11 protein-coding genes and 2 tRNA genes are annotated in these 12,183 nt (G+C 46.7%); 5 read left to right on the forward strand and 8 right to left on the reverse strand.

Annotation, left to right across the window (positions count from 1 at the left end):
• Positions 1-126 precede the first annotated feature (126 nt).
• From WIG73_RS06705 to WIG73_RS06725, 5 genes are all read left to right on the forward strand, one after another.
• On the forward strand, positions 127-1,032 hold the full coding sequence (locus WIG73_RS06705; RefSeq protein ID WP_337399821.1) for a hypothetical protein: 906 nt from the start codon (positions 127-129) through the stop codon (positions 1,030-1,032).
• 125 nt (positions 1,033-1,157) lie between these two features.
• A tRNA-Met gene (locus WIG73_RS06710) sits at positions 1,158-1,234 on the forward strand.
• Between the two features lie 28 nt (positions 1,235-1,262).
• Positions 1,263-1,337 (forward strand) — tRNA-Glu (locus tag WIG73_RS06715).
• Between the two features lie 182 nt (positions 1,338-1,519).
• Positions 1,520-2,047, forward strand: coding sequence for a GNAT family N-acetyltransferase (locus WIG73_RS06720; RefSeq protein WP_337399822.1), 528 nt, complete (start codon positions 1,520-1,522; stop codon positions 2,045-2,047).
• A gap of 13 nt (positions 2,048-2,060) precedes the next feature.
• Positions 2,061-2,756 (forward strand): DNA alkylation repair protein, encoded by a 696-nt coding sequence (locus WIG73_RS06725; RefSeq protein WP_337399823.1) that lies wholly within the window; start codon positions 2,061-2,063, stop codon positions 2,754-2,756.
• A gap of 37 nt (positions 2,757-2,793) precedes the next feature.
• On the opposite strand, the gene WIG73_RS06730 is transcribed toward WIG73_RS06725, so the two are convergent.
• From WIG73_RS06730 to WIG73_RS06765, 8 genes are all read right to left on the reverse strand, one after another.
• On the reverse strand, positions 2,794-4,923 hold the full coding sequence (locus WIG73_RS06730) for a right-handed parallel beta-helix repeat-containing protein (protein ID WP_337399824.1): 2,130 nt from the start codon (positions 4,921-4,923) through the stop codon (positions 2,794-2,796).
• Positions 4,924-5,026: 103 nt separating this feature from the next.
• Positions 5,027-5,653: a V-type ATP synthase subunit D gene (locus WIG73_RS06735; protein ID WP_337399825.1), complete on the reverse strand. Its 627-nt coding sequence runs from the start codon at positions 5,651-5,653 to the stop codon at positions 5,027-5,029.
• A 24-nt stretch (positions 5,654-5,677) separates the two neighbouring features.
• Entirely contained in the window at positions 5,678-7,054 is a 1,377-nt protein-coding gene (locus tag WIG73_RS06740; RefSeq protein WP_337399826.1) for a V-type ATP synthase subunit B, read from the reverse strand.
• Positions 7,055-7,066: 12 nt separating this feature from the next.
• Positions 7,067-8,836 (reverse strand): V-type ATP synthase subunit A, encoded by a 1,770-nt coding sequence (locus WIG73_RS06745; RefSeq protein ID WP_337399827.1) that lies wholly within the window; start codon positions 8,834-8,836, stop codon positions 7,067-7,069.
• Positions 8,837-8,854: 18 nt separating this feature from the next.
• Positions 8,855-9,445, reverse strand: a complete 591-nt coding sequence (locus WIG73_RS06750; RefSeq protein ID WP_337399828.1) for a V-type ATP synthase subunit E — start codon at positions 9,443-9,445, stop codon at positions 8,855-8,857.
• A gap of 17 nt (positions 9,446-9,462) precedes the next feature.
• On the reverse strand, positions 9,463-9,771 hold the full coding sequence (locus WIG73_RS06755; RefSeq protein WP_337399829.1) for a V-type ATP synthase subunit F: 309 nt from the start codon (positions 9,769-9,771) through the stop codon (positions 9,463-9,465).
• Between the two features lie 13 nt (positions 9,772-9,784).
• On the reverse strand, positions 9,785-10,207 hold the full coding sequence (locus WIG73_RS06760) for an ATP synthase subunit C (RefSeq protein ID WP_337399830.1): 423 nt from the start codon (positions 10,205-10,207) through the stop codon (positions 9,785-9,787).
• A gap of 29 nt (positions 10,208-10,236) precedes the next feature.
• The gene (locus tag WIG73_RS06765; protein WP_337399831.1) at positions 10,237-12,171 is read right to left on the reverse strand and encodes a V-type ATPase 116kDa subunit family protein; all 1,935 of its coding nucleotides are present in this window, start codon (positions 12,169-12,171) and stop codon (positions 10,237-10,239) included.
• Positions 12,172-12,183: the final 12 nt, after the last annotated feature.

The following is a 12,183-nucleotide window of genomic DNA, read 5'->3' on the forward strand; positions in this document are numbered from 1 at the left end:
TCAAAAAGGCATGGAAAATTCCATGCCTTTTTTATTTTGTATAAACTGTGAATTTTTGACCTGTGCATTCATTTTATGTATATTTTCACGCGGAAAATATAAAACTGGTTTCAGGAGGGTGTGAAAATGAAAAAAATTGCAATTTGTTTAACTTTCGTCATGCTTTGTCTCACAGGGTGCGGCACAACAGACCAAATGGACGCAAACCAGTCGGAATCGCAGCAGGCCAACGCAAAAAGCGGCAGCGACCAGGCGGTTTTAAACGAATATAATAACTTAATTTTCGGGAAAGACGCCGACGGAAAAGCCATCGCTTCGTTTATCAAAAACAACGCAGATGTGGTTTCAGAAGAAGCTTCATCTCAAATGGTTTTGCAGTTTGAAGAGTTTCAAAAAAACAAGCTGCCACTGTTTGAGGACAAGTTTAACACCGGCTCCGTGCAAAAGGAACTCATGGAGCTGTATATGCAAGGCGGGGACATAAATGACCCGGTCGGTGTATCGCGGCCGGAAGTTGCGGCTTTGGTAGAAGAAGCCAAAAACAGCGGATATAAACTCATTCAGGCGGACGGCGCTTGCTTTCCTGTGATTGACTATACGTTTTATAAAAATTTTGGGGAAAATATTACGCCGGAGGTGTCTGAATATATCAGCATTTTAGAGCTGAATTCCAATCAGCCGCCCCTGCATAATGCCAGCCTGGCCATAAGCTGGGACGAGCTGATTGAACGCGCCGTAAGGCAGGAACGTTTTTTAACAGATTATGACAACACAAAAACTGCAGAAAAATTAACCCCCCTTTATCAGTCCTTTACGCAAATGATTTTTTTTGGAAGCGACAACACGCCATTATTTGACACAGACACAGGCATTTTAAAGGATGAAGTGAAAACGGCCTTTGAAAACGCGGTGAAGTCTAATAAAAACAGCGCGCTTATAAAGAAAATAAAAGGCTTTTTAAAGGCCTTAAAAAAAGACGATTACCGCTATTCGGAAGACGCAGAACAGTATCGGGAAGACATAAAATTCTAAAATCCGTTCATACTAATATAGCAGAGGAACCAAATGCCGCTGCCCATTTCTGAAAAAGATAAAAAAAGTCTTGACAAATGGTACTTTTTAGTGTAAAATACAACTTGTTGGTTTTTTAAGACTATGGCGGCATAGCTCAGCTGGCTAGAGCAAACGGTTCATACCCGTTAGGTCGGTGGTTCAAGTCCACTTGCCGCTACCACTAAAAAGACTGCAAAACAGTCTTTTTCGGCCCGTTGGTCAAGCGGTTAAGACACCGCCCTTTCACGGCGGTAACACGAGTTCGATTCTCGTACGGGTCACCACGTCGGAGTAAGCTTTGCTTGCTCCGATTCTTTATATACAATAAAAAATCAGTCGCGTGCGACGCTACTCCTCCTTTTTCCCACAAAACGCACTTCGTTGGCGTTTTGCAGGAGCCCTGCCGCTTCGCGTCTTTGTAAGCTTTGCTTACTCCGTTTTTCTTTATAGAAAGAAGGTTTATGTTATGGAGGACTTAAGTTTAATTAGACCCACTTCTGCACTGAAAAGCAAAGCAAACGATTTTAAGCAGGAGTTTTTTGGCTTTGGCGAACCTGTAATAAACGGCAGCGCCCTGTTCGATCAATTGGAGTTTGACGACTGGCTGATACATATACAAAAAAATAGCCGCCCCGAAACCGTTCAGCCGGACTGGGTGGTGGCAGACACCTTTTTTGCAGTTCGTCCGCAAGACAATCGACTAATTGGAATGATTGACATTCGCCACAATTTAAACAACGCGTTTTTGTCGGAATACGGCGGGCATATTGGCTATGCCGTTCGGCCGTCTGAGCGCCGCAACGGGTATGCCACGCAAATGCTGAAGCTGGCGCTTGCCTACGCAAAATCCATTGGGCTTAAAAAAGTAATGCTGGGATGTTATGCAGATAACACCGCGTCTTATAAAACCATTTTAAAATGCGGAGGAATTTTAACCGAGACAAAACCTTATGCCGACGGAAAACCCATGCACATCTACTGGATTACACTTTAACAGGGGGCCATTTATGAACACAAAACTGGAACAGGACATTCGGGCGCAGCTGTTTGCCCTGCAGGACTTAAAATATCGGGACTTTCATGCAAAACTGGTTCCAACCGTTGAAAAAGACTGCTACATCGGTGTGCGCACGCCTGTTTTGCGGAAATTTGCGAAAGTGTTTTCCAAACAGCCGGAAGCCATGGAATTTTTAGAAACGCTGCCCCACAAGTATATTGAAGAAAACAACCTTCATGCCTTTTTAATTGAAACATTTAAAGATTTTGACACGGCTCTTATCTATACGGAAAAGTTTCTGCCCTACATTGACAACTGGGCCACCTGCGATTTGTTTTCTCCAAAGCTGTTTAAAAAGCACCCAAACGAGGTGTATGAAAAAATAAAGCTCTGGCTGAAAAGCAGTCACACCTATACCGTGCGGTATGGGATAGTCTCCCTGCTTGCAAATTATTTAGACAGCGAGTTCCGTCCCGAAATGCTGGATTTGGTTGCCGATATCCGGTCGGAGGAATATTACATAAACATGGCAATCGCCTGGTATTTCAGTATTGCGCTGATTAAACAGTATGACCACGCACTCCCGTACCTGAAAAATAAACGGCTGGACAAATGGGTGCACAACAAGGCCATTCAAAAGGCTGTGGAAAGCTACCGCATTCCTTTAGAAACGAAACAATATTTAAAAAGCTTAAAAGAGAAATAAAAGGCGGCGCGGATTTTTGAAGAATCCGCGCCGCCTTTTATTTCCTGCCGATTTTATTAAAGTCAACAATATGGAAAGACACAATGTCTTCCTCTATGCCCATTAAAATATCGTAAACATATCGATACTGATAAACACTTAGCGTGTCGTCTATTAACGTCAAATCAAGATTTTGAATGTCTTTAAACGGCTCGTAATTGCCGTTGATGATGAGGTTGCTCCAAATCACGGGATTATCCTGATAGGTTCCCATAAACATCTCATATACATACGGATATTTGCGCCGATAAACCTCGCTTGTCACATCAACGCCCGAAAAATCGTCTTTATCCTTAGTGGCCACACGCTTGTATTGCAGTGCATCGCTTTGCAGCATTTTGTGAACGCCCCGCATGCCGCTGTCTTTCGGCGACAGCGCCAGCGTGCAGTCTAAAAAGATATTATTGTTTACCGACGACTGACCTCCGCAGTTCCAGAACACAACGCCGAAGGGGGAAATGGTCTTTTTTTGCTTGATATTATAAAAATAATTTTCATACACCGCATTAAACGAGCAGAAATCATCAAAATAGACCGCGCAAACGCCGTTTGCCTCTGTGTCAAGGCCGGTAATGTTATAAATAAAGTTATATCTGATAACGTTTCCAACCTCGCTCAAATCCCGCCCCATATAAATTGCGCCGGCATCTGCAACGTTTTTCACAACATCATGAATTTTGTTGTATTCAATGATATGATCGTTTCCATGAAGATAAATGGCGAAGCCCGGCAAATCGTAAATTTCGCAGTTTGCAATGCGGTTTCCCACGCCGGAGATATTTATGCCCGCCTTATAGGTTTGGTCTAACCGGTTTACATCGTGAATTTCGCAGTTTTCAACATAATTGTTTGCAGGGGTGAGGCTTTTTCTGTCACCGCCGCCAAGCATAATTCCGCCGGTTCCGCAGTTATAAATTTCACAGTTCACCACGCCGTGGTTTTTACCGCCCTCGTTGTTCCACGCCGCATACTGGTAAAGCATTTCGTGCCACGAACCGATGATGCGGCTTGCTCCCTCAGGCGGATTTACGCCTTCGTCAAATTCACCGTGGGCAGTGTGGCGCCCTTCGGGCAGCGGGGTTGCGCCCCGGCCAATCTGCACCGCAACCATGCCCAAATTTCTGAATACCGAATTGCGGACTGCGCAGTTCTGGCCCCGCTCTATGTAAACGCCGGTGCCCCGGGCGTTTTCAAACACAATTCCGTCAAATTCAATGAACGATGTGTTTTCCATCACCACCATTGGTTCTGCCAGCACGGAAATTTGAATTAAGGAATTGGTAATGTCCTTTTTGGGATAAAAATACACCTTTTTCGTTTCCCTGTCAACATAATATTCACCGGGAACATCAATTTCCTCCAACAAATTTACTGCATACCAGCTGGTGTAGTCCCGCGCCGCCATGCTGGGAAGGTGAGGCAGCTCAGTTGTCATGGTCTTTGCTTCCGTATCAATTTTTGCAATTTTCATGGTATCGTCTGCAAAGCACCAGTTAAAAATGCCGGAAATATAAAAGTTTTTGGCTTTCCCCCATAAATCGCACCGGCTGTCTTCATAAACAAAGGTAGCGGGACGCATGTCAAATTCTTTGTCACACGGGCTGCTGCCGCTGTCAAGAACCGTTTTAAGGGGAATTTCCTTCTCGCCCTTATTGGGGTATCTTGCCGTATCGCAGCTTTCCCCGTCAATGAACAGCTCGTTTTGTGCAGGGACGTAAGGGCGCCGGAACCCCCTTGTGCCGTAGTCGGCAAACTCGCTGATTACGCCGGACAAATCCAGCTCCAAAATGTTGTTTAACGCGCTTTTGTCAATAATCCTGTTTCTGATTTCTTCATCCTTCACAGGCACCGCCTGCTTTGCGTCTAACACCGCGCCGCCGTCAAAATATACCGTTTCGTTTTCGTATGCCCGATATGAGATTTTGCAGGACGCAGTTCCGCTGTCGCCCTCGTCAAACGTGAGGGACTCTTTAAAGAAATATCGTCCCCCGCGGATAAAAACGGTAATGCCGCTATCCTTTTTTAACATTTTTACAAGCTCTTTGGCCTTTTCTAAGGTTTTTACCGGCTGCTCAATGGTGCCGGGGTTATTGTCGTTTCCTGAATTTGAAACATAAAGTTTATACATGGTTTCAGCACTCCTCTTTTTTCAGTTTCCCGTTTAATGTATCACATTTGAAACTGCCTGTCAACCACATAAAAAGCGGCGCAGCCAAAAAACTGCGCCCATGTTACTCGATACTGTTTTCTTTTTGTTTTTTTATAATTTTCAGGCGGGAAAACTCCTCGCGCTCCTTTTCGTCCAGCACGTCCTGAATGTTTTTCACAATTCCCTCATACTTGGGAATCATAATATTTTTTAACGAGTTTGCCCGTTTTTGGGTTTTTCCAATGTTTACCGCCAGCCGGTAAACCGAGGTTTCAATTTCTGCCAGCTCCAGCGTCAGTTCTTTCACTTTCATAAACTTTGCCACAGCCTCGTCTAAGGCGGAATTGGTCATGGCAAGGCCATACATGGGCGCCGTTTCGCTTTCCTTTTTGGAAACCACGGGAAGCTCCACGCCCATAACGCTTCTGAACTTAATTTTAATGTTCTCGTCCACCGGAATGGCGAATCCTATGTCCTCAACGGTGTGAATGCCAATCGACACGTTGGCGGATTCCAATGCACGGTATGCGTCGGAAAAAATAACTGCAATCCGGGAATGAAGCGCCTTTGCTTTGTCAATTAAGGCCATCATTTCGCGCATGAGTATATTTCGTTTTTTATCCAAAAGCTCATACCCCTGCTTAGACAGCGCTAAAGTATTCTGCGCCAGCATGAGGTTTCCTTTTGTGGGAAACAATGTAATATCCATCTATCTTCCCTGCCTTTAAAAAGTTTACGCGTTTTTGGGATAATACTTTTCCAGAATCTCGGGGCTCACTCTGTCCAGTTCCTCTTTGGGGAGAAGTCCCAAAAGCTGCCAGCCTAACGAGAGGGTAGCGGAAATGGTTCTGTTTTCGTTCTTGCCCTGGTTTAAAAACTGGTTTTCAAACGCGTTTCCAAATTTTAAATATTCCTTGTCAATGGCGGAAAGCTCATCCTCGCCGATAACCGAAGCAAGAGACCGCACCTCCTGCACCTTGGCATAGGACGCAAACAACTGGTTTGACAAATCCGGGTGGTCCTCTCCGGTAAAGCCTTCTCCTATGCCGTCCTTCATCAGACGGGAAAGCGACGGCAAAATTGCCACCGGCGGATAGATTCCCTTTAGGTTCAGCCCGCGGTCTAAGGCAATCTGCCCCTCTGTGATGTATCCGGTAAGGTCGGGAATGGGGTGGGTAATATCGTCGTTGGGCATGGTTAAAATGGGAATTTGCGTAACCGACCCCTGAGACGTGTTAATAATGCCCGCCCGTTCAAACAGGGAGGCCAAATCGCTGTAAAGATAGCCCGGAAAGCCCTTTCTGGACGGGATTTCGCCCTTTGAAGACGAAATTTCACGCAAGGCTTCGGCATAGGCCGTCATATCGGTTAAAATCACCAAAATGTGCATATTATGCTCAAACGCCAGATATTCCGCCGCGGTAAGCGCCGCACGGGGCGTAATAATCCGCTCTGCCACCGGGTCGTTGGAAAGGTTTAAAAACATAACAACCCTGTCTAACACGCCGCTTTCTTCAAAGGAGCGCTTAAAATAGTCCGCTACGTCGTTTTTCACGCCCATGGCCGCGAAGACTACGGCAAATTCCGTGCCGTCCTCCTCCGCCAGCTGCGCCTGGCGCACAATCTGCACCGCCAAATCGTCGTGGGGCAGGCCGTTGCCTGAAAAAATCGGCAGCTTTTGCCCGCGGATTAAGGTGCATAAACAGTCAATAGAAGAAATGCCCGTCTGAATAAAGTTTCTGGGATAGTGCCTTGAAACCGGGTTAATGGGCTTTCCGTTTACGTCCTCCTGTTTTTCCGGAAACACGTCGCCCAGCCCGTCAATGGGTTTGCCGCTTCCGTTAAAGGTTCTGCCTAAAATTTCTTTGGCCAGTGGCATCATCAAAGGCTTTTCCAAAAGCCGTGTTCTGGTATTGGTCAGTGAGAACTGGTCGGTGTTTTCAAACATCTGAACAATCACCGTTTCACCTGTAATTTCAATGATTCTTCCCGTACGGATTTTCCCATTTACCTTTATTTCAACAATTTCTTCAAAGAAGGCGTCTTTTACGCCGTCTAACACCACAAGCGGGCCGTGAATTTCACTCAGGCCCATATATTCAACTGACATAAAGATGCCCCCTTATATATTTTCTTCCACGACGCGCCGGCAGATTTCGTCAATTTTCTGCTTATACTCATCGAATTTATAGAGCTCATTGTTGGCAATGTCATATTTCATTCGGATAACGTCCTCAAAAATGTGGGTTTCTGTGAGGCGTGAAAACGGAATTTGTTTCGACACAACCTCTTTCGCCTTATCGTTTAGGTAGAGGACAAGCTCCATCATATCAAACTGTTTCTCTAAAGGCACATAGGTGTCGTCTTTATGAAACGCATTCTGCTGCAAAATGCCCAGACGAATGGTTTTAGCAACCTCTAAAACCAGCTTCTGCTCGTCGTGCAGCACATCTGAGCCAATGAGCTTTACAATTTCCATCAGCTTGCTTTCGTCCTGCAAAATGGCTGCCAGGCGGCTTCTGTATTCTAAAAACCGTTCGTCTACGTTATCCTCATACCACTGTGACAGGTCGTCTAAATACTCGCTGTAGCTGGTAAGCCAGTTAATGGCCGGATAGTGCCGCGCGTAAGCAAGCTGTTTGTCTAAAGCCCAAAAACAGCGCACAAACCGCTTGGTGTTTTGGGTAACCGGCTCGGAAAAGTCGCCGCCCTGGGGCGAAACCGCACCGATAATGGTAACAGACCCTTCGGTTCCGTTTAAGTTTTCCACATAGCCCGCCCGCTCGTAAAAACCGGAAAGCCGTGAGGAAAGATATGCCGGGAAGCCTTCTTCTGCCGGCATTTCTTCCAGCCTGCCGGAAATTTCACGCAGGGCTTCTGCCCAGCGGGAGGTAGAGTCTGCCATAATAGCCACGTGGCAGCCCATGTCCCGGAAGTATTCCGCAATGGTGATGCCCGTGTAGATAGACGCCTCACGGGCTGCAACCGGCATGTTGGAGGTGTTGGCAATTAAAATGGTTCTGTCCATCAACGGTTTTCCCGATTTTGGGTCAATGAGCTTTGAAAAGTCCTGCAGCACCTGGGTCATTTCATTTCCGCGCTCGCCGCAGCCAATGTACACAATCAAGTCCGCGTCGCACCACTTTGCAAGCTGGTGCTGAGTCATGGTTTTTCCTGTTCCAAATCCGCCGGGCACTGCCGCCGTTCCGCCCTTTGCCACCGGAAGCAGCGTGTCGATTACTCGCTGTCCCGTAATTAACGGCTTTGAAATGGGCTTGCGTTCCTTAGATGGCCGCGCCGTTCGGATGGGCCACGTTTGGCACATGGTAAGCTCTGTTTGTTTTCCGCCGGCGTCTTCAATTACGGCCAAAACATCACAAACCGCATGTTTTCCGCTCTCCGCCGTTTTGATTACCTTTCCGGTTACGCCGTTCGGCACCATAATCTTGTGGGTAATCAGCGTGGTTTCCGGTACCTTTGCAATGACTGTGCCGGGGTGCACCTCGTCGCCTTTTTTCACACAAATTTCTGTGTCCCACTGCCGCTCCATGTCTACCGCAGAGATGTTTAAACCGCGCTCAATAAACGCGCCGCTTTTCTCTTCCAGCACCTTTAGGGGACGTTCAATTCCATCAAAAATGTTGCCCACTAAGCCCGGAGCAAGGGTTACGGACATGGGAACTCCGGTTGACACAACCGGCTCGCCCGGGGCGAGGCCCGTTGTAGACTCGTAAACCTGAACGATTGTATGTTCTTTGTCAATCCTGATAACCTCTCCGATTAGCCCTTCGTTTCCCACCTTCACCATTTGAAGCATTCCGAAGTCCGGACTTCCGGAAACCTTTACCACGGGACCGTTAATTCCATATATATAGCCTTTCGCTGTTTCCAAATCACTCACACCTTCCTGTTAAAGCGTCAGCCCGCTGGATTTTAAAAACTCCTCCCTGGCCTCACTGAGTCTCATTGCAAAGGATAAGTCAAACACCTTGTTGGTGTTGTTTACCAACACGCAAATGCCGCCAATCAAATCGTCTGTGTCGGAAACAGCAGTTTTCACACCGCTAACCTCCTCAATCCGGGCCGCAAACTGCGCGTCGGATGACGTGAGGTACACGGTTATGCCATTTTCCCCGCCTAAATTCTTTGCTTTTTCTGCCGCGTCTAAAAGGTAATTTTCATAGTCCTTTGTCTGTTTCCATGCGGAAACTTTTTGAAGCACGCCTGTAAACACTTCTTTCATAATTTCCTCACGTTTTAAAAGGAGGGCGCTTTTTGACTCGATTTCTGCTTTCGACACCTTTTCGTTTGTAGTTCTTAAAATAACCGACATCTGTTTTTTAATTGTTTTATAAGCTGCCTCCAGGCACTCAGTTTCAAAGATATCGGTTTCGGCGCCGGCCTTTTTTTTCGCCTCTTCTATCAGTGCGTTACACTGGTTTTGCGCATCTTTATACACCGATTCGGAAAACCGCTGGAGCTTTTCCTCAGACGATAACATAAATCCGCCTCCCAACCTTAAATTTGAATTCCCGTCGCTTCCTTTATGTAGGCGGCGATTGCGTTCCCGCTGCCCTCGGCCCCGTGACGGTCCGGGATTTGCACAATGAGCGGAGTGGAGTGCTCCGCCAATATTTCCAATAATTTTTCGCTGAATTCCAAATACAATTTTTTTGTAACCAGCAAAATGCCGATGCTGCTGTCCTCCAGCACATGTTTCATGGCAGAGAGCACCTCGTCTGCCGTGTGAGCCACAATGCCGTCCACGCCGGCCAGTCTCATGCCGGTTAACGTATCAATATTGTCGCTTAACAGATATAGTTTCATAAACAAACACTCCTTAAAGTCTTGCCAAAATACTGAACGAAACCAACAGGCCGTAAAGCGCAATACCTTCTGCCAGCGCAACGAAAATTAAGGATTTACCCATCAGCTTCGGATCTTCGCTGATGGCGCCGATGGCCGTAGAAGCTGCGGCGGCAACCGCAATGCCTGCACCCACAGAGGAAAGGCCGGTGGCTAAACCTGCGGCAAGAAAGCCTAAGCCGGCGCCTGTGCCGATGCCTGCGGCAGCTGTGCCCTCAGCAAAAACCGTGCCGGAGAACATCATAAACGTAGAAGCGGCAAGCGTTGTGAAAAAAGTTGCAATATTCGTCAGCATACACCGTTTTCCCTTTTTATAAGTCTTTTCTCCCATAAAGTACACGGCGAAAGGAACAAGAATACTGAGTACTAAGATTGCTGTAATAATTTTAATAGCCATTTTAAATTCCTCCAATTTAAATAAAATAATTACTTTTTATTGACTGACAGCGCATAGCTGTCTTTCACACTGACAAACTCCCTGCCGTCGCCGGTGTAGTAACGGGAGAACATTTCATAAAACTCAAGCCTCAGCGCCTGAATTCCAACAATCAAACCCTCAAGACCCATTACAAGGGCATTGCCCAAAATCATAACAATTGCATATCCCACGCCGGGACCCGCCATGTTTCCAATGATAAACACAACGCTCATCATGCTGGCGTGAGCCATTGCAAAAGCGCCGAGACGGACGTAGGAAATGGTGTTTGTTGCAAAGGAGAGGATAATTTCAAACAACTCGAAAAACGACTCTAACAAAAACTCCCCAACGCTTTCCGGCTTCCAGTTCTTTTTACCCTCCGAAAGCTTAGTAAGCGGCTCCTTTAAGAAAATGATGATAAGCGTCACAGCAATTGATATTTCAGGCACCAGCCCAGCCGATTTTCCCATCAGCATGTTTACCGCCAGCACCAGGACGGAAACATAAAACACCAGTCCCGCAATGCCGTTCTGGCCGAACAGAGCGGCGCCGGGCTCTCCCCGCTTAAAGCTGTTGATAATGCCCAATGTCATGGAAAACAAAATAATAACTACGCCCAGCGCCACTGCGCCGATTAGAATTGTATTAATGTCCTTCATGGGTTCAAGCAATGCAAAACGGGCGGTTACGGGGTTGGCCCGCAAAATTTCTTCGTTGCCGAACAGCGCGCCGTAAATAAATCCAAAAACAGTTGAAACCGCACCGGCGGCTGCCATAATGCCCGCAAGGTCCATTTTTTTCACCTTATACAAAATAAACCCGCCAACGGCTAAAATGAATCCATGTCCCACGTCGCCGAACATGATGCCGAACATTAAAATATAGGTCAGCGCAACAATTTTTGTGGGGTCAATTTCGGTGTACGACGGCAGGCCATACATTTTGATAAATAGTTCAAAGGGCTTAAAAAACCTGCTGTTTTTCAGCTTAATCGGCGGGGTAGAGCGGTTTACAATCTCCGGGTCTTCCTCTACTACCATTACCTTTGGCTCTTTGTCCAGTTTTGCCTCAATGGCCCTTAAGTCCCTTTTCGACACCCAGCCCATGACGTAAAACGATTCCTTTGTATGGGCGGAAAGCCGTTTCACACCCTCTGCCGCGGAATATTTTTTTAAACTTAGATAGACCTTTGCAAGGTCTGGCAAGTGGCCGTCAATCAAAGCGGCTATGTTTTTCTTCTCGTTCTCCTGCTTTCGCCTCAGCGTTTCCAGCTCCTGTTTAAAGTAGGCGAACGCCTCGTCTGGCTTTCCGCTTGCCTCGCCGGTTATCATAATTCTTTCATAATAAAGCGATGAAAAAATTGCGTCGATCTTCTCCTCGCTGGCCGCCGGCATGAAATATACGCCGTAGACATAAGTTTCGTCTGTGCTGCCCTCAATAAAGAACGCGTCAATATCGTTTAAATAGGCCAGCATTTTTTTATAGCTTGCCTTGGGCATTCTGCCAAACCGGAACTTTACGAACCGGAAATCGAACACATCTTCTAAATTCACGTCCAAATTGAGCAGATGCTCCAGCTGCTGAATGTTTGTTTCGCAGTCTGCAATTCTTTTGTCCATTTCGGCGATTGCACTCTGTTTGTCAGAAAGCTCCGATAAAACCGTGTCAATCGTATCGCTGATGGCCTGTTCGGAAAGCGTTGCCCCATCATCATTGCCGTTTGGAATGTCAACCCCCGCGCTGGAAAATATCTCTTCCGTTTTCGCAATATAGTTGTTCCATTCGTTCTCCTCTGAAAATGGATAAATCCCCTTCGTTTTGTTCAAAAGGGTGACGGCGTTTTCCAAATGAATGTCGAAGCTTAATATGTGCTCCGACACGACGCGGTCAAACTCCTGAATCGGACCGACCACGCTGATGAGCTTCATTTTCTCAACCGACAAAAGTCTTCCCTC

The organism is Congzhengia sp., from assembly GCF_037235575.1.
Classification (GTDB): Bacteria; Bacillota; Clostridia; order UBA1381; family UBA9506; genus Congzhengia; species Congzhengia minquanensis.